Source organism: Azospirillum brasilense (assembly GCF_008365405.1).
GTDB lineage: Bacteria > Pseudomonadota > Alphaproteobacteria > Azospirillales > Azospirillaceae > Azospirillum > Azospirillum brasilense_D.
In genome coordinates this window covers 13,174-31,533 of record NZ_QOKV01000036.1, presented here as the reverse complement: position 1 = coordinate 31,533, position 18,360 = coordinate 13,174, and the positions used below count along the sequence as shown (strand labels likewise).

Below are 18,360 nucleotides of genomic sequence, written 5' to 3'. Positions count from 1 at the left end.
TGCTGCTCACGGGAAGCGTTGGGCCGCGGGGCGGAGCATCGGGGGCTGGGACGGCGGGGTTCCCAGGTCGAAGAAGGCGCGGTCCGCCGGGGCCACCGCGCCCGACGGGGCCGGCCAGCCGGCCAGCCCCGGCATTCGCCGCATGGAGCCGACCGGGGCCAGCGGCGGCGCCTGCGCGGGCAGCGCCGGCACGGCCACCTTCTCCTCGCGTGGCGGCTTTCCATCGGACAGGACGGTGCGCTTGACCACCAGCGTCATGAAGACCCGCACGTTGGGCTTCACCGCCGGGGGCTGCGCCGCCTGCACGGCCGGAGCGATCGGCAGCGGGGCCGCCGCGGCGGCCTCCTTGACCGGGCCGCTGGCCGTGGCCTCAAACAGCAGCAGCGGCTCGGTGTCCGGGCCGGGGCGGCGGTCGCGCTGCGGCGCGGCCTGTCGGCCGGCCAGGGCGAACAGCGCCCATGGACCGTCATAGTCGAAGCGCAGCGAGGGTCCGTCCACCGTCACCCCCGCGCCGACGCCGGACACCGGCAGCACGGTGCCATCCTTGGCCCAGCGCAGCGTCACGCTCAGCTTGTCGCCCGGATACCAGCGCAGCGGCGTCCGTGGCAGCATGCTGGACAGGGCGCCGTTCGGCGTGGCGAGCTTCCATTCGATGATGTCGCTGCCCCCGGCCTCACGCCCGCGGTTGACGCGGAAGGCGGGGTCGAGCGCCAGACCGCCGCTCTGGTCCGGGGTCACCGCGGCGATCAGCAGCGGACGCGCCCGCTCCATCGTCTCCACGAAGCGCAGCGCCTCGCGTCCGGCGGTGCCGAAGCGCTCGCCTCGGCGCAGCCCCTCCAACACGAAGGCCGAGCGCGCGTCGAACCGCTCGTAGAAGGCGCGCACCGACGCCGGGTCGGCGTCCTCGCCCGGCACCGCGGCGGCGGCGAAGGGGAAGCGTCCCGCCAGCATCTCGTTGAAGGACGCGGCCATGTCGACGTAGGCGTCGTAGACGCGGGCGTCGGCGGCCAGCACGCAGCGCGTGGCGATCCACTGCTTCAGCTCGGCCAGACGGCTGCGGAAGAAGTCGTCCGGCACCCCGTCGATGGCGCCGAGATTCTGGCAACCGGCGGCGTCCACCGCGGCGCTCTCCACCGTCACGAACTTTTCGAGCTGCGCCAGGGAGCTGTTGGGGCGCCCGCCGTCGTACTTGTCCAGCTCGGTGATGATGCGCGCCCACTTGGAGGCGGCGCCCGATCCGGTCCCGGCGCCCATCACCGGGCGCTCCAGGATCTCGACCACCGGGGCGGCGATGTCGCGGGCGAGCACCGTCACCTCCTGCCGGGCGTTGCCGAGATAGAGCGCCAGCCCGGCCGGCGTGGTCTGCCCGAACAGAAGGTGCGGCACCAGCGGCCCGTCCACCCAAACGTCCAGCGCATGCGCGTCGGGCCGGTAGAGCTGGTCGCCCTCCAGCAGCCGGTCGGCCTGGGCAAGCACGGCGTTGGCCTGCCGGGCCACCGTGTCGCGGATGGTGTCGGCGGAGGTGGTCAGCCCGATCTGGCGGAAGGACTGCATGGTCTCGGCCAGCACCGGGAAGGCGGTGCGCAGGGCATGGGCCGAGGCGCGGAGCTGTGCCAGCCCGCCGGCCCGGTCCACACCGCCGCCCGCCGGGCTTCCCGCCAGGGCGCGGACGAGGATACGCTCCACCCCCTGGCGGAGCTGGTGCTGCGCCGCCGCCCGCATCGAGGCGCGGAGCATGGCCGGCGCCTGCGGCAGGTCCTTGGCGTCGAACAGCAGATAGTCCTCGACCAGCGGCGGGATGCTGTCCAGCGCGGCGCGGTCCCAGCCGGCGCCCACGGCGGGCATCGCCAGCGCGCCGGACTCGTCCGTCTTCATGAAGCGGCGGGCCATCCACACCGCCAGGGTGCGGCGAAGCTGCTCCGCCGCCGGGGCCAGACGGGCGCCGCCGTTGGGGGCCTGCTCCAGCAGGCGGCCGATCACCGAGTCCAGGCTGCGGGCGCCGACTCCCGCCTCGTCGTAGCGGCGTTGCGCCAGATCCAGGATGTCGGCGCGCAGGTTGGGTCCAAGCAGGTCGGACTTCTCCAGACGGCCGAGCAGCGCCTCGAACTCCGGCGGCAGGACGGGGCCGTTGGCGCCGATCCAGGCGCCGCGCTCCGCCCCCAAACCGCGCGCGGCGTCCTCCAGGCTCGACAGCACCTCGGCGTAGGCCGCCGCCGCGTCGGCGCCGGACCGCGCCCCGCCGGCCAGCAGTTCCAGCTCGCTGGCGGCGACCGACAGCCGCGCGGCGGCGAGGCCACCCATGGCGAGGTCGCGCAGATAGGAGTCGGCGTATTGCCGGAAGCGACGGCTGACCTCGGCCCGGTGGGCGGTCAGGTCGATGGGACGCTGCGCCCCCGGCCCCGGCGCCGGGATGGCGGTGCCGCCCGGCGGCTGGTCGATCTCCCAGCCGTGCAGCCGCGCCGAGAAGCCGCGCGCCACGCCGGAGCCCAGCGCGAAGTCCAGCACCTCGTCCAGCGGCAGGGCCGGGTCGCGGGCGTCCACGTTGTTGTAGGCACGGGCCAGCCCCTCGGCGATGCCGATCTCGCCCGCGAAGGCGCGCAGCCGCTCGAAGGCGCCCGCACCCGCCGGCCCCACCCCGCCGTCGCGGGTCAGGCGGCGCAAGCGGTCCTCGGCGACGTCGCGCACGGTGGACAGGGCCAGCCGGCGGTAGCCGACGGCCAGCGCCCCCGACACCGAATCCGGAACACCGCTGATCCAGGCGGCCGGCAGCGGGTTGAAGGTCCAGTCGGTGGGCAGCATCGTCACGCCCTGCACGAAGCGGGCGGCGGGATCGCCGTAGGCGGCGGTCATCGGCGCCCCGGCCTCGACCGCCGGGCGCTGGTCGGCGAGCTGCTGGAGCCCGCCCGGAATGTCGGCCAGGACCGGAACCAGCCGGTCCGACAGGGTGGAGGCGCGCTGCACGCCCATCCACAGCAGCAGGACCGCGGCCAGCGCGGCGACCCCCGTCCCCACCGGCCAGGAGTAGCGGCGCCACGCGCGGGACGCGGCCAGCGCTCGGGTCGGCTTGGGCAGGCCGGCCTCGGGGAAGATCTTGCGGTTCAGCAGGTCGCGCCCGAACAGCGCCGCCGCGTCCGGATCGGGGCGGCCGGTGAAGTAGAGGCCGCGGACGTAGAGCGTTTCCTGATAGGCGGTGCGCTTGAAGGCAGTGCCGAGCAGGGCGCGCAGCGCCGCCTCCGTCCCGGTCAGCCGCTCGGTCAGGGCGAACAGCGGGGCGCCGTCCGGCGTGGCCGTCGCGCCGAACACCTCCAGCTCCACCGCCAGCAGGCCGTCCGCCAGCGATTGCAGCGCCTCGCTCACGAAGTCGGGGGAGAAGGCGGTCTCCAGCGCGTAGGGGCTCGACCAGCCGAGCATCCCGCCGGTCAGGGACACGGGCAGCGCCTCGGCCAGCGCCGCGAAGCCGGGGGCTTCCTCGCAGCCCGTCACCACCACATAGACCGGCAGGGCGAAGCCCAGCGTGCGTTGGATCTCCCACAGCCGGGCATACAGCTCCGTCCCACGCGCGGTGGCGCGGCGCACGTCGTCCAGCTCGGCCAGCGGGATGGTCAGGATCAGCCCGTCGGCCGGCAGCATCGGGCGGCGGCGGCCCAGCAGGTCCAGCACGCCCGCCCAGGCGGCGCGGGGGTCGTCGACGTCGATGACCACCGCCCGGTCGTAGAAGCGCCAGGAGAATCCAACGTGCCGCTCGGCGGTCACCGGGGGACGCACCTCCTCCGCGCAGGACAGCAGGCCGGCGTCGTCCGACGCGGCGACGCCGGTGCGCAGGTACCAGGGCACCAGATAGACGTTGCGCGACAGCGTCTCGCGGTAGGCCGCCAGACCGTCGCGGAACAGGCGGCGGATGTCGCGCAGCGTGACGTCGGGCACCGTCGCCGCCAGCGCCGGAACCGCCCCGCCCTCCTCCGCCGCGGCGTCCGGCGGCGGCAGGGCCGCCGGTTCCGCCGGGGCGGGCGGTGCGGCGCTGCGGGCGCGCAGCAGGATCGCCGCCATCACCGCGATGATCAGCAGGACGAGGACGAGAAGCCCCGCGAAGACCCAGATCTGGTTGCCGGCGATGCCGGACAGGACCGCTGCCAGGAGTTCCATGACCGTCCTCTCCCGTCAGCGGGTCACGCGGACCGATGCCTGAAGCACCGCATCCGCCGCGTTGGAAAGCTGCGCCGTGGACATCCACCAGAGCGCCTGACCCAGCACCAGCCACAGCCCCGCGATGGCCCCCAGCACCAGCGGCCAGCGCGGCCCGCGGGCCAGCGTGCGCGCCTTGCCGTCGGTCAGCGTGTAGGCGTAGGCGGCCGGGATCAGCGTCCGCCCGCCGGGCAGCACGCCGGCGCCCAGCTCGGACTCGCGGCCGGCGATGAACTCGAACAGGCGGGCGCTGTAGTCGCGCAGGGTGGACTCGCCGCCCGGCACCCGGCAGCGCCCCTTGAAGCCCATGCCGAGCACGCAGAGATAGACCGCCGCCAATTGCACCAGCCGCCGGTCGTTGCTGGCGAGCAGCGCCTCCATCCGGTCGAACACCCGCTCGCCGGCCAGCCGGGTGCGGAACACCGCCTGCTCCAGCAGCACGCTGCGCCACAGCTCCCGCCCGTTCCACTCCACGTCGTGGATGAACAGGTCGTCGGCCAGCGCCGCCATGGCGTATTGCGCCTCGCGGTGCTGGCTGATCATCAGGTCGGTACCGGTGCGCCCGACCTGGACCGCCTGCGCCTCCAGGAACTCCTGAAGGCGGCGGATGATGATCTCGGCGTCGGGCTCCAGCGCCAGGGCCGGCACCGCCGCGGCGGCACCGCGCGGCGCGGGAATCGCCAGGGCGTCCTCGGTCAGGAAGGCCGGCAGGCTGTCCGCCGTCTCCCCCGCGGCGCCCTCCGGCTTCGCGGCAGCGGCGGGACGACCCGCCCCGATCGAAGCGCGGTGCTTCTGGAGTTCCCGCGCGAAGGCGAGGAAGTGATCGACCAGATCCCGGCGGTGCAGCATGGCGGTCATTCCCAGCCTCAGGCGCTGACGAAGAGGGTGATCTCGACCGGGCGGAAGCGGCTGCCCAGCGAGTCCGGATTCCAGATCTCCAGCCGTTCGCCGGGGACGATGTAGCGGGGATCGACCTTGATCTCGAACGGCACCACGCCGCGCGGGGCGGCCACCCCGCCCTCGCCGCTGTCGTCCAGCGCGACGCGCTCGGCCCCCTTGACGCGCAGGCCGGACAGTGTCTCCAGCCGCGAGCGCGAGGCGACGATGCAGTTCTCCATCCAGGCCGCGACCTCGCTGACCGGGGCTGAGGCCGGGCCGCGCACGCCGACCACCAGCCGGCCCTTCAGCCACGCCTCGTCCATCGGCAGCCCGAACATGCCGTCCTCGAAGGTGAAGGGGATGCGGGCGACGCCCTCCTTCACGCGGTCGATCATGCGCAGGATGAAGTCGCGCACCTCGCCGAAGCTCGCCATCGGGTCGTCGTGGTCGTAGCGCGACAGCTTGGCCGGCACGGCGCCGCTGGCGAAGGCCGACAGGTGCCCGGCCAGCGTGCACAGCGACAGGTAGACGTCGAAGGGGTGGCAGACGCCGACGCCGAGCTGCGCCTCCAGCGGCGGCAGGCCGGTGACGAGGCTGCGGATCTCCGTCCGCGCGGCCTCGGCCAGCTCGGTCGCCGGGTTGCCGTTGCCGACGCCGGAGCGCTCGGCCAGGAACAGCGCCTTCTCGCGCACGCGCCGCACCACCTCCGCCCCCAGCCGGCCGAGCGGCGCGTTGGCGGCGACGGTCAGCGCCGGCGGCACGAAGTCGGTCAGCACGAAGGCATCGTTGCGGAAGGTCGCCTGCGCGATCGGCATCGAGACGAACTTCTGCGGCGGCTTCTGGGTCGGGCCGGTGGTGGCGAACAGCGCCAGCCGCGGTCGCAGCCGGGCGATGGACAGCTCCTCCCCGCCATGCTGGTCGGCGACCGGCGCACCTTCGACCGAGACGTAGCGCGGCGTTTCCCCCGGGCCCGGCGCGCGGTCGCCGCGGGCAGCTGGAACGATCAGGTGGATGGTGATCTGCGTCTGCCCCACCGGGTCGGCGTAGGCGGAGATGTCCACCTCCAGCGGCTCGTCGATCCCGGCGCGGTAGTCCACGACGAGGCCGTCGGGCAGGATCGCCTCCAGCTCCCGCACCTGGACCAGCCCGGAGACGAGCTGCACGCGGTCGACCTGGAGATGAACGACGCCCCAATGGAAGGGCCGCGCCTGCCGGACATGGTAGGTCAGCTGCCGCTCGTGCCGCAGCGCCTGCTGCTGGAAATGCTGCGGGGCCAGCAGCATCCCGTCGTGCCAGTCGATGGCGTCGGGAATGTCGCGCGCCTCGGTCATGCGGCCCTCACGGCAAAGGAAAGAACATCACGGAACCAGTTCGACATCCTTGTCCCCGGCGGTGAGGGTCAGCGTTCGTGTGTCCGGCACGCGCAGGCGGTGCGGTCCCGGCGTGGAATAGTTGGCGAAGATCAGGATCGCCCAGGCCGGCTCGCCCGGCGGCAGGTCCGTCTTCAGCGTCTGGCCGGGAACCAGCTCCCAGCTCGTCACGCCGAGCGTGGTCGGATGATCGCGCATGGACTGCTCGCGCTGGCCGAACCACTCCGCGGCGGTCAGCGCGCCCAGCTTGTCCACCAGCGCCTTGTCGCGGACGGACACGAGGTCGATGGCGACCGGCGTGGTGTCGTTGGCGGCGGGGGCGACCGTGAAGGACACGCTGTCCAACGCGGCGCGCGGCTTCTCCGCGCAACCCGCGGCCAGCAGCGCCAGCGCCAGCGCGCTGGCCAATCCCACTCGTTTTCCGTTCACCGGAGTCATGGCGTTCAGCGCTCTCCCGCTTCGGCAAGGGTGACGACGGTTCCGGACACGCCGTTGGCCCGCGTCAGCGCGTCCAGCGCGCGGGCGGCCTCGTCGGCGGCGGCGTAGCGCCCGGTGCGCACGGCGTAGGGGGCGTTGCCGCCCGGCAGCGGCGCGAAATCGACCGTGCCGCGCACGCCGCGGTGGGCGGCGGCGGCGGCGAAGGACTCCGCGTTGGACGGAGTGGCGAAACGCCCGAGTTCGATGGCGTAGTGGCGGACCGGCGCCGGCCCATTGCCGCCACCGTCCTCCTTCATCGCGTCCAGCCGGTCGTTCAGCGTGTCCTCGACAACACCTTCCACGCTGTTCCCGGCGAATTCGGTGACGCGGTAAGCGGATTTCTCGATGACGTGGGCGGCGGTGCCGGCCATCCAGCCGGGCAGGAAGCGGCGGGCCGCGTCCGCGGCGCCGCGGGTCATCGGCTCGGTGGCCGAGATCGCCCGTCCGCGCGCCTCGTCGCTGAAGATGTCGGCGGTCTCGATCACGCCCTGGCGGGCCTCGAAGCTGTCGGCGATGTTGCTCCGTGCCATCGCGCCCAGTCCGCCGCCACCGGCGGGCGCCGCGGCGGTCGTGGCGGCCGACGCCACCGGCGTGTCGTCGCCACCGGTCAGGACCAGCGACGCCATCACCGCTCCGAGCAGCAGGGCCACGACGGTCAGCACGGCGACGCCGGCGGCCAAAGCCGCCACCTGCCATCGTCCGAGCGTGATCGTGGTCATCGCGGGAATTCCTGGGAAGAAATCATCGGTCGGGCCGCCCGCCGCGCAGGGCGGCGGCCCAGCCTGATAGAAGCATCCCGGCGGCCCAAATCCGCGCGCTGTCTGGTTCGTTCTGGCGTAGTCCCGCGGGGGTTTCGCGGCGATGGCCCGGAGGCCCGCCCCACCATGCGGAGAAGCCCGCAAATCCGGTGGGTTACCCCGTTGGTCCGAACTGGATCATTCGCCGCCGCCGGCCTTCGCGGGCTGGGCGGTGGCAAGCGGTTCCTCGACCACCACACCGCCGATCCCGGCGATGCGCTCGAAGGATGGGCGGCGCGCCTCGGCCTGCCAGTGGTCGGCGAAGGCACCGGCGCGCACCCGGTGCCACTGCCCTCCGGCGGCGTCCATGGTCTCGACGATCTCCACCGGAAGGCCCCGACCGGCCAGCACCGCCGCGAAGTCCTGGGCGTTCCCGGCGGAGCGGAACACACCGAGTTCGATGGAGAAGCGCGCCGTCGCCGACTTCACGGTGGCAACCGGACGGACCGGGACGGCGGCCGGCGCGGCCTTGTCCGGCTCCGCCTTCGCCGCGTCCGGCGGTGCTGCGGTCGGCGAAGCGGGCGCGGCGTTCGCCTCTGCGGGCGCCGACTCCTCCGCCGTGCCCGGCAAGGATCCTCCGGCCAGGAAATAGCCGCCCGCGAAAGCCACCAGGAGGAGGAGCAGCGCCAGCACGCCGATCAGAAGTTTCTTCATGGCGCCGCGCTCACGATTCCGGGCCGCCGCACAGCCGGCGCATCTCCGCCGTCTCGCGCTGGTAGCCGAGCCGCACCCGCCGGTCGAGCACGAGGCAGAGATAGGTGTCCTGCGCCGTCGGGTCGCTGGCGTGATAGCGGCGCACCGCCTCGGTCCAGGAGCCGTGGCGGTCGTACAGCTCCCGCAGGAAGCGGGCGGCGTAGGCGACGTTGACCGCGGGGTCCAGCATGTCGTCGCCCCCCGCGAAGGAGCCGGCGTGCCAGCGCGTGTGGATCTGCATGCAGCCGACCGCCACGTCGCCGCGCAGGCCGCCCTCGCCGTCCTGCATCAGCCGCAGCGCCTCGCGCCGCGTCGCCGGATAGTGCGGGCGGCCGGAGACGTTCAGCGCCCAGGGCCAGGGCATGCCCGCCCTCCCGGATTCCACGAGGCTCATGGCGTGCAGGATGCCCGGAGGAATGCCGTAGAGCGCCTCCCCGTTGCGCAGGTAGCGGCTGCACTGGAACAGCGCCGGTCCGCCCTCGGACATCGGGGCACCCTCCGCCGCCACCGGCCCGGCCAGCAAGGAGACCATCAGGGCGAGCGCGCCGGCCAGAATGCCGCGCGCCCTCATGCCCGCACCCGCAGGGCGACGCACAGCCGATCCACCGCCATCGCGGCGCCGCCCCCATGCTCGGTCAGCCCGGCGGACACCGCCGCGGTGACGCTGGCCGAGGACAGGTCGTCGAGATTGCCGAGGATGCCGGTCAGCCGCGCCCGCCCGAAGGCGACGCCGAAGCGGTTCTCACCGTCCAGCAGTCCGCCGTTGCACAGCACCAGCGTCGAGGGCACCGGCAGGTCGAGCGCGGTCTCCACCGCCGTCATCGCGGGGTCGAGGCCGAGCGGCGGGTTGGCCGCCACCGGCAGGTCCACGACGTCGCCGAAGCGCCGCAGCAGGAAGGGCTCCGGCACGCCCGCGGCGGCGAAGACCAACCGGCGGGAGCGCGGCGACACGATGCCCATGGCGAGCCCGATCGACAGCCCCGCGGCGTTGTCCGCCGCCAGCAGACGGTTGGCGCCGGTCAGGCAGGCCGCCGGCCCGAGCCCGGCCGCCGCCAGCGTCCGCAGCGCGGCGCGCGCCGTCACCGTCATGAAACCGGCGGCCAGCCCGCCGCCCGACACCTGCCCGATCAGCACCGCCAGCGACCCGTCCGCCGTCAGGAAGAAGTCGTAGAAGCTGCCGTCGAACTCCGCAGCCGGGCGCATCAGGCCCGACGCTTCCAGATCGGGCGCCGTGGTCAGGTCGGGCGGCAGGATGGCCGCCTGCATGCGCCGGGCGATCTCGAACTGCTTCTGCAGTTCCACAAGCTCCGTGCGGGTGTCCAGCGCCGACTGAAGCTGCCGGACCATGCCATCGAGCGCGGTGTGCTGGTCGCGCACGCGCTCCGCCATCACCTCGAAGGCGACCGCGAGCGCGCCGGGATCGTCGGTGCGTGCGCAGGGCGTCCTGCCCTCCGACGCCGCCTCGATGCGGGCAAGGTCGGCAAGAAGTTCCCGCCGCCCCTGCTCCGGCAGGGTTTCCGACAGACGGAGCATCTGGCGGCGGATGAAGGACTGCTGGCGCAGCCAGTGACGGGCGCGCCGCTCCTCGGCGTCGCGCAGCGCCCGGCTGCGGCTGCGGAAGACCTCGACGGTGCGGGCGAGCTGCCCGGCCTCGTCGGCGCGCTCCGCCCCCAGCACGGCAACGCCGGTGTCCCCCGCCGCCAGGGCCGACAGGGCGGACATCGAGGCGTAGACCGGCGTGAAGACCCGCCGGAAGTACCAGTCCAGACCCAGGGTCCCCGCCACCAGCACCATCAGCACCACCAGGATGGCCGAGCTGTCGAGCAGGCTGTCGGCCATGGTGGCCAGCGTGCTCTCGCGCACGGTGACGAGGTACAGCGTGCCGTCCCCCTCCGTGCCGGCCACCTTGGGCAGGCGCAGCTTGCGCACGCCGTAGCCGCGGGCGCCGATGCTCGCCTGCACCTCCTCGCCGCGCTCAGCGGCGGGACGCACGTCGGCCCAGGCCAGCGGCCCGGCGTGACCGTACAGCGTGCCGTCGCTGCCGACCAGGAAGGCCGAGCCGCCGAGGACGCCGGCCAGCGCCTCCAGGCTGCCGGTCAGCGGACGGATGGCGACCAGCGCCCGGTCGGCCGGCCGCTGCGCGCCGAGGGGTCGGGCGAGCAGAAGCTGCGCGGCACCGCCGGTCAGCACCAGACCGTCCTGCGTGTCGTTGCGGGCCAATACCTGCCCGATGCGCCGCTCGTCGAGAAGGCGGATCGGCTGGTCGGCCGGGACGGCGAGCAGGGTCTGCCCGGCGCCGTTGATCACCGTTACCGCCGTGAAGCCCAGAGCGCCGAGCCGCTCCGCCACCACCGCGGCGTTGCCGCGCTCCAGGGCGTCGGTGAGGCGGGGATCGCCCACCGCCACCCGAGCGGCGGCGGCGGACTGGTCGAGCAGCCCTTCCCACAGCCGCAGGGTCATCCGCCCTTCGTCCTCGGCGTGGCGGGTTGCCCCGCTCTCGATGCGCAGCAGGGCGAAGACCGCGGCGGTGACGAGCACGGCGAGGACCACCGCGGCGGCGGCCACCGTCATGCGCTGGCGAAGACCGGTCATCGCGCGGCCTCCCCTTCGACCGGAACGCGCCGGCGTGGCGTGGCGTAGCGCCACAGGGCCAGCGCCAGCGGCGGCAGCGCGGCGATCCCGGCGAGCAAGGCGAGGGAGGGCAGCGTTCCGGCGGCCACCACCGTGTTGCTCCCGCCGGACAGCCACAGCACGCCGAGCGTTCCGGCCAGGGTCAGCGCGGCGCGGGCCGCGGTCAGCCCCCCCCAGTTCCCGGACGCCGCGAATCCCGCATGGCCGGCGCCAAGCGCCGCGGCGATGCCCAGCGCGACGGCCGTTCCCGGCTCCACCGGACCAAGCGCCAGGAGAAGCCCGACCACCGCCGTCGCGCCCAAACTCAGCAGCCCCGCAGCCCCCCGCGGCACCAGCACCGCGACCAGCGCGGCGACCAGCCAAGCCGGGGTGGCGTGCAGCCAGAAGAGTTCCGCAACCCGGCGGGCGTCCACCGCCCCGCCGCCGTCGGTCCGGCTCAACGCCGCCAGGGCCAGCGCCGTGACCAGCCACAGCGCCCAGCCCTTCGGCCGCAGCGCCCCGTCCACCCACCAGCGGTCCACCGCCAGCAGAGCGCGGAGGGTCACGCGCGGCAGCGTCAGACCGCTCCGCCGCTCCAGCCGGACGGCGGCCAGCAGACCGGCCAATCCGGACAGCACCGCGCCGGCCATGAGGACGCCCGGCACGCCACCGCCGATGCACAGGACCGACAGCCCCGTCCCGGCGACCAGACCGCCCGCGGCGGACACCGCCGGCCCGGCGCGCAAACTTTCCGCGGCGGGACGCGCCGCCTGGAAGGGAAGCGCCGCGGAAAGCCCGCCCAGCACCGCCCCGCCAAACACAACGCCGCTCAGCCAGACCGCCGCCCCGTCTCCCAGCCCATTCAGCAACGCCCAGCCGCCCAACGCCAGCATCCCCGCAATGGGTGCTCGGCGGCCGAGCGCGAAGGCGAGCGGAACCGCCGCGGCCATGCCCAGAACCACCCCGCCGAGCGCGATACCCGGCGGCAGATGCCGCGCCGCCATGGCCGCGGCGATGGCCGCCCCCACACCGGCGCAGAAGGCGGCGGCGTAGGGCAACGACCCGGCGTCCGGCGGCGCCAGAGCGGTCAGCCGGTCGGGCGAGAAGCGGCCCAACCGCTCGATCCGCTCGATCAGCGGCGCCACCTCCGCCGCGGCATCCTTGTTGAAGCTGAGATCGCGCACCTCGGCCAAGTAGCTGCGCAGGCGGGCGAAGCGGTCGTTCACGCCGGTCACCACCCGGTTCATCTCGGCCAGAAGGGTGCCGATCAGGCTCTGCTCCACCGGCGGGGCGATGCGGTCGTAGGCGGAACGCGCGAGGTTGGCCTCCAACGATGCCGCCAGCCGCAGCGGCGCCATCACCTGGGCGTTCAGCATGGTGCGCAGCGCCAGCCCGCCGAGCGCCAGCGCGATGCTCAGCGCCACCGCGAAGTCGATCAGGATGCGCGGCGCGTTGGCCGGCTGCGCCACGGCGCTGCGGCCCAGCAGAACCTCTCCCGCCGTCGCGGCGCCCTGGCGAATGGGAAAGCGTTGCGGGACCAGCCCCAGCGCGGACCAGTCAGTCTCCGCCGGCACCAGCCGGACCGACAGGTCGGGGCGCGCCGCGTCGGATTTCTGGAACAAGGGGCGGCCGGCGCCGTCCACCACCAGGATGAGCTTGATCTCCGGAAACACCGCGCCGGCCTCGCCCAGATAATCGTCCATCCCGGCCATGCGGTCGAGCGGCAGGCCGAGCGCCAGCGCCTTTTCCAGATCGTGGGCGATGGCCGTCCCGACGATCTCGGCGCGGGACGCGGTTCCCCGGTCAGCCAGCCCGGCCGCGGCGATCAGCGCCGCCGCCAGCGTGGCGAGCCAGGGCACGACGACCACCACCGCCATCAGCGGGATGAAGCGCCGCAACACGCTGCGCTGGGGGAACAGCGTCGCCGGGCGGGTCATCGCAGCACCTCCCCGTCGATGCGGGCGGCCTCGGTCTCCGCCGCGTGCAGCCCGGCCAGGACGGCGGACAGCGCCGGATCGCCCACCGCGACGGTGGCGGACCCGTTGGCCTGAAGCTGCCGCGCCTCAGCGGCGTAGAAGGCCGTCCGCTCCAGAACGGACCGGCAGACGCCGGACAGCAGCAGCCGCGTGCCGAGAACGGCGAGAAGCCCGATGGCGGCCAGGAAGACGGCGGTGACCGTCGCCGTCTCGCGCAGCGCGGCCAGAACCTCCACCCGTGCGTCCTGCTGCGGGGCGAGGCCCAGCACGGCGCCGGCGGGCTTGCCCAAGGCGTCGGCCACCGGCACGCCGACCAGCACGCCGTCGCGGTCCGCGAGGTCCCACGGCTCCGCCGGCAGCCCCGCGGCGCCGCCCATCCAGGAGGTCGGCACCGGCGTCCCCGCCGCCTGGGCGGTGGCGAACAGCACGGTCCCGCGCGGGTCCACCACATAGAGCCGCACGCCCCCGCCGCCGGTGGAGGCCATTTCGATCAGCCTTTGCAGGTCGTTCTGGTCGGCGAGCGGAAAGCCGATGGCGGCGCGTTCCGCCGCGCTTGCGGCGACGCGGCTGGCCAGCGCCGACGCGCGCGCGGCGATTTCCGCCGTGTGCGCCTCCGCAACCGCGTTGTGAAAGGCGAACAGGGTGAACGCCTGCCCGCCCACGGCGCACAACCACAACACAAGCGCCAGACGCCCGAAACCGTAGAGCATGGCCAGCCTCCCAAGGGTCCGGCTATAGCGGCTTTCCGCGGGGGCATCCCGTTCAGATTGGCCCAACTTGGTCTGATCTGCTTTTGCCGCTCCCCGGCCCCTGCGATACTCCCCCGGCGAACCAGACCGGCCAATCAGAAAGGACGCGCTCCATCATGAACCGGCCATCATGAACCGGGATGCCCGCCTGCACGCGATCCTCGCCCGGCTGCGCAGCGATGCTCCCGGGGAACGGCTGGCCGCCCTCTCCGCGCTGGAGCGGCTGATGCCCGCCGGAACCTCCCTCTACGAGGTCATTCAGGTCGGACTGTTCTACACCGACCGCGGCACCGTCGCCCCCTCGCTGGTCGAGGAGGTGGACCGTCTGCGCGGCGAGACGCAGGAGGCCTTGCGGCGGGAGGAGCGGCAGCGCCGCCGCGTCCGGGCGCTGGAAACCGGCATCCGCGCCGTGATGGAGGAACTCCGCGGCAGCAAGGACGCCTGACCGCCTTCACTCCGCAACGGACGCAGTTCCAACGGCGTGACTCCGGGAGTGGACCAACAAGGCGTTCCGCGACGGCCCGCCATCGCACACCTTGCGGGGCAATACCGCCGTGCGTACCCGGAGGCCCTTTGCCCACCATCACAGCACCCTGTCAGCATGCCCTTTACGCCGCCGTGGACTCCGCGGCGGCGGCGCGCGGCATGACGGTGCCCGCCCTGATCCGATCCTGCCTGACGCTGGTCGGGCCGGAGGCGCTGACCCATCTGCCCGATCCCGGCAGCCCCGAACCGGTGGACGTCTCCCACCGCACCGTGACGCTGAAGAGCGGCGGCACCCGCCGCGTGCGGGTGGTGCCGAAGCTGCGCGTGCGCCACGCCACGCCGCTGGATGCGGCGACCGTGCGCAAGGCCGCCTGGGTCGCCGCCACCATCGGCAGCGACGACGGCGCGCACCTCATCACCGCGGGCGAGCTGAACGCCGTGGAAAGCGAGATGAGCCGCTGCCGCCTGCGCCTGGAGCAGTTGACCGCGGCGCTGGAGACGCTGGCCTTCCGCCCGCTGCGCCAGCCGATCCGCAAGCCTTGGCAGGCCACCTACGTGCTGGGCTTCACCCATGAATGGGGCCTCGATCCGCAGGTGGTGAACAGCCGTTTCCGCACGCTGGCCCCGATCTTCCACCCCGACACCGGCCTGCTGTCCAGCGCCGAGCGGATGAGTCAACTGCTGGAGGCCCGCAACTTCCTCTTGCAGCACCTTCGAAGCTGAGCGGGCGATGCTTCGTATGCCGGACATTCCCTCCGAAACGGAGGTGTTCCGGGGCGATGTCGTCCAATTGGGGTCCATCTCGACTGGCCTCGACAGGGGTGCCTTTCGAATGATGGCGAAGCTCGACAGCCGGCGCGCGACGCGCACAACCCTATGAGGTCGTCAGATATGAGCGAGAGCAGTCAGAAGAAGCTGGAGCGCGTCCGCCCGCCGCGGGTGAAGCTCACCTACGAGGTCCACACCGGTGGCGCCCAGGAGATGAAGGAGCTGCCCTTCCTGGTCGGCATCCTGGCCGATCTCAGCGGCAAGCCGGAGAAGCCCCTTCCCAAGCTGAAGGAGCGCAAGTTCGTCGAGATCGACCGCGACAACTTCAACGACGTGATGGCCGCCACGGCGCCGCGCCTCGCCTTCCAGGTGGACAACAAGCTGCAGGAGGACGGCGGCAAGCTGAACATCCTGCTGAACATGCGCCACATGGACGATTTCCAGCCGGTGGAGGTGCTGAAGCAGGTGCCGACGCTGAGCCGCCTGTTCGAAGCCCGGCAGAAGCTGTCGGACCTGCTGGCCAAGCTGGACGGCAACGACGAGCTGAACGGCCTGCTGAACGACGTCATCACCAGCACCGAACAGCAGGACGAGCTGAAGAAGCTCCTCGGCCCGGTGGCCGGCACCCCGGCCGGCGAGCCCGCGGGCGAGCCCGCCTGATCCCCCCTCCCGGTAAGCCCAACCAGAACCCCCTTCACGGAGCGAACAGGTGAGCACGGAAACGTCCGTTGAGAGCGCCGCCAATCTGTCCCTGCTCGACCGCATGATGGTCGAAGGCAAGATGGCGCGCGAGGAGGGCCAGCGGCCCTACGCCCGCGACCTTCTGACCGAATTCGTCGACCAGGTCCTCGCCGAGACCGGCGACGCCTCCGCCGTCGACGTGGTCGAGGCGATCAACCAGCGCATCGCGCAGATCGACGAGCTGATCAGCGACCAGCTGAACGAGGTCATGCACCACCCCGACTTCCAGAAGCTGGAAGCGACGTGGCGCGGCCTCAACTACCTCGTCATGAACACCGAGACCTCGACGACGCTGAAGCTGCGCGTCCTCAACGTCTCCCGCAAGGATCTCCAGAAGGACCTGGACAGCGCGGTCGAGTTCGACCAGAGCGCCATGTTCAAGATGGTCTACGAGGCCGAGTACGGCACGCTGGGCGGCACGCCCTACAGCATGCTGGTCGGCGATTACGAGTTCGGCCGCCATCCGCAGGACATCTCCCTGCTGGAGAAGATGTCGAACCTCGCCGCCGCCGCCCACGCGCCGTTCATCAGCGCCGTGTCGCCGGCGATGTTCGACATGGAGAACTTCGGCGAGCTGGGCGCCCCGCGCGACCTGTCGAAGATCTTCGAGACGGCCGAGATGGTGAAGTGGCGATCCTTCCGTTCGTCGGAAGACTCCCGCTACGTCTCGCTGACCATGCCGCACGTCCTGATGCGCCTGCCCTACGGCCCGAACACCGTTCCGGTCGAAGGCATGAACTTCGTCGAGGACACCGACGGGCGCGATCATTCCAAGTACCTGTGGGGCAACGCCTCCTGGGCGCTGGCCGCGCGCATCACCGACAGCTTCGCCAAGCATGGCTGGACCGCGGCCATCCGCGGCGTGGAAGGCGGCGGCAAGGTCGAGGGTCTGCCCAGCCACACCTTCAAGACCGACGAGGGCGACGTCGCCCTGAAGTGCCCGACGGAGATCGCCATCACCGATCGCCGTGAGAAGGAACTGAACGACCTCGGATTCATCTCTCTGGTCCATTGCAAGAACACGGATTACGCGGCGTTCTTCAGCGGCCAGACCACGAACAAGCCGAAGGTCTACAACACCGACGAGGCCAACGCGAACGCCCGCATCTCCGCGATGCTGCCGTACATGCTGGTGTCGTCGCGCTTCGCCCATTACCTGAAGGTGATGCTGCGCGACAAGATCGGCGCCTTCCTGACGCGCAACAACATCACGGACCACCTGAACACCTGGATCGCCAACTACGTCCTGCTGGACGACGAGGCGTCGCAGGGCACGAAGGCCCGTTTCCCGCTGCGCGAGGCCCGCATCGACGTCTACGACGTGCCGGGCCGTCCGGGCGTCTACCGCGCCAACATCTTCCTGCGTCCGCATTTCCAGCTCGAAGAGCTGTCGGCCTCCATCCGCATGGTCGCCGAACTGCCGGCGCCGGAAGCCTGATCCCCTCCCCCCGAACGCATCGTCCGGAGTAAATCCGCATGTCTATGATCATTCTCGATATCCCCAACGTCCAGGGGGAGTCCGCGGTGGAGATCGCCGGGGGCACGGTGTTCAAGGACATGATCCTGTGCGATTCCCTGTCGCAGGACATGACCGTCGAAATGGAAGTGTCGACCAACGCCCGCCGCACGGTCCACACCCCGAAGGTCGAGAACATCACGCTCGAGCGCAAGTGGGACCGGGCCTCGCCCAAGCTGATCTCGCTGCTGCTGCGCTCGGCCAACTCCGACACGGCGAAGAAGCAGTGGACCATCCACTGCCTGAAGCCGATCGGCGACACCCACCAGTGGGGCGAGTTCCTGACGATCGAGCTGACCAACCCGCTGATCGCCAAGCACAGCCTGAGCGTCAACGAGGGCGACACGACCGAGACCATCGAGATCAACGCCACCGAGATCTACTGGACCTACAAGCGCTACACCGAGGAGCAGAAGCACGAGGGCGGTGGCGGCGTGAAGTTCAACCTGCTGAAGGGCACCGTGTCCGACAGCTAAACTTGTGAACACCCCTCTCCCGCCCCGGGAGAGGGTGCCCGCGAAGCGGGCGGGTGAGTGTGCCGCCGAGTATCCCGACATTGAACCTTGGCAACACCCTCACCCTTCCCGCGCTTGCGCGCGGGTCCCTTCCCTCTCCCGGGGCGGGAGAGGGATAACATCGAACGGACACGGCGATGACCCAGCCCAAGACGATGACCGGCGGACGGTCGCTGCTGTTCGAACGGCTGATCGACTTCGAACCGGACCACCCGACGGGCGACGAGCCGTCGGCCACGGTGCTGTCCATGCCCGACCTCAAGGCGTCGATCCGGCGCGAGGTCGCGCGCATCCTCGACAGCCGCAGCACCGGCACGCGCCGCCCCGACCTCGGCGGAACGGCGCTGGACTATGGGATTTCCGACATCACGCATCTGGACGCCGCCTCCGACGCCGACCGCCGTCAGGTGGAGCGGATGGTGCGACAGGCCATCATCGACTTCGAGCCGCGGCTGAAGCGCCCGCGGGTGACCGTCAGCGCCGGAACCGGGCGCGGCACCATGGTCACCAGCATCTCCGGCGAGGTCGTGGCGGGCACCGTCACCGAACGGCTGGAGTTCGACGTGGGCCTGCGCGGCCACGCCGAATCCGGCTGAAAGGA

16 protein-coding genes are annotated in these 18,360 nt (G+C 72.2%); 6 read left to right on the top strand and 10 right to left on the bottom strand.

The window, feature by feature from the left end:
- Nucleotides 1-6: 6 nt before the first annotated feature.
- The 10 genes from DS837_RS29890 to DS837_RS29845 form a co-directional block, all read right to left on the bottom strand.
- Nucleotides 7-4,143, bottom strand: coding sequence for a type VI secretion system protein (locus DS837_RS29890; RefSeq protein ID WP_149168069.1), 4,137 nt, complete (start codon nt 4,141-4,143; stop codon nt 7-9).
- Between the two features lie 15 nt (nt 4,144-4,158).
- Entirely contained in the window at nt 4,159-5,040 is an 882-nt protein-coding gene (locus DS837_RS29885) for a DotU family type IV/VI secretion system protein (RefSeq protein ID WP_149168068.1), read from the bottom strand.
- 8 nt (nt 5,041-5,048) lie between these two features.
- A complete protein-coding gene (gene tssK, locus DS837_RS29880; RefSeq protein WP_149168067.1) occupies nt 5,049-6,392 on the bottom strand; it encodes a type VI secretion system baseplate subunit TssK in 1,344 nt (447 codons plus the stop codon).
- A 27-nt stretch (nt 6,393-6,419) separates the two neighbouring features.
- Nucleotides 6,420-6,845, bottom strand: coding sequence for a hypothetical protein (locus DS837_RS29875; protein ID WP_247890204.1), 426 nt, complete (start codon nt 6,843-6,845; stop codon nt 6,420-6,422).
- A 29-nt stretch (nt 6,846-6,874) separates the two neighbouring features.
- Complete coding sequence (locus tag DS837_RS29870) at nt 6,875-7,627, bottom strand: SPOR domain-containing protein (RefSeq protein ID WP_149168065.1); 753 nt, start codon at nt 7,625-7,627, stop codon at nt 6,875-6,877.
- Between the two features lie 216 nt (nt 7,628-7,843).
- Nucleotides 7,844-8,359, bottom strand: a complete 516-nt coding sequence (locus tag DS837_RS29865) for an SPOR domain-containing protein (RefSeq protein WP_149168064.1) — start codon at nt 8,357-8,359, stop codon at nt 7,844-7,846.
- 10 nt (nt 8,360-8,369) lie between these two features.
- A complete protein-coding gene (locus DS837_RS29860) occupies nt 8,370-8,969 on the bottom strand; it encodes a lytic transglycosylase domain-containing protein (protein ID WP_247890203.1) in 600 nt (199 codons plus the stop codon).
- Nucleotides 8,966-10,990 carry a PP2C family protein-serine/threonine phosphatase gene (locus tag DS837_RS29855; RefSeq protein ID WP_149168063.1) on the bottom strand — a complete coding sequence of 675 codons (2,025 nt, stop codon included), beginning with the start codon at nt 10,988-10,990 and terminating at the stop codon, nt 8,966-8,968. The genes DS837_RS29860 and DS837_RS29855 overlap by 4 nt, the downstream gene beginning before the upstream one ends.
- Nucleotides 10,987-12,945, bottom strand: coding sequence for a hypothetical protein (locus tag DS837_RS32885; RefSeq protein ID WP_247890202.1), 1,959 nt, complete (start codon nt 12,943-12,945; stop codon nt 10,987-10,989). The genes DS837_RS29855 and DS837_RS32885 overlap by 4 nt, the downstream gene beginning before the upstream one ends.
- Complete coding sequence (locus DS837_RS29845) at nt 12,942-13,694, bottom strand: hypothetical protein (protein WP_247890201.1); 753 nt, start codon at nt 13,692-13,694, stop codon at nt 12,942-12,944. The genes DS837_RS32885 and DS837_RS29845 overlap by 4 nt, the downstream gene beginning before the upstream one ends.
- Nucleotides 13,695-13,863: 169 nt before the next feature.
- On the opposite strand from DS837_RS29845, the gene DS837_RS29840 reads away from it, so the two are divergent.
- From DS837_RS29840 to tssE, 6 genes are all read left to right on the top strand, one after another.
- Nucleotides 13,864-14,178 (top strand): hypothetical protein, encoded by a 315-nt coding sequence (locus DS837_RS29840; protein ID WP_149168061.1) that lies wholly within the window; start codon nt 13,864-13,866, stop codon nt 14,176-14,178.
- Nucleotides 14,179-14,306: 128 nt separating this feature from the next.
- On the top strand, nt 14,307-14,942 hold the full coding sequence (locus DS837_RS29835) for a hypothetical protein (protein WP_247890200.1): 636 nt from the start codon (nt 14,307-14,309) through the stop codon (nt 14,940-14,942).
- A 168-nt stretch (nt 14,943-15,110) separates the two neighbouring features.
- Nucleotides 15,111-15,647, top strand: coding sequence for a type VI secretion system contractile sheath small subunit (tssB, locus tag DS837_RS29830; RefSeq protein ID WP_109071733.1), 537 nt, complete (start codon nt 15,111-15,113; stop codon nt 15,645-15,647).
- Nucleotides 15,648-15,696: 49 nt separating this feature from the next.
- Nucleotides 15,697-17,166, top strand: a complete 1,470-nt coding sequence (gene tssC / locus DS837_RS29825; protein ID WP_149168059.1) for a type VI secretion system contractile sheath large subunit — start codon at nt 15,697-15,699, stop codon at nt 17,164-17,166.
- A 38-nt stretch (nt 17,167-17,204) separates the two neighbouring features.
- Nucleotides 17,205-17,720 (top strand): Hcp family type VI secretion system effector, encoded by a 516-nt coding sequence (locus DS837_RS29820; RefSeq protein WP_051658325.1) that lies wholly within the window; start codon nt 17,205-17,207, stop codon nt 17,718-17,720.
- Nucleotides 17,721-17,896: 176 nt separating this feature from the next.
- Complete coding sequence (gene tssE, locus DS837_RS29815) at nt 17,897-18,355, top strand: type VI secretion system baseplate subunit TssE (RefSeq protein WP_137116493.1); 459 nt, start codon at nt 17,897-17,899, stop codon at nt 18,353-18,355.
- The last annotated feature ends 5 nt before the right edge of the window (nt 18,356-18,360 follow it).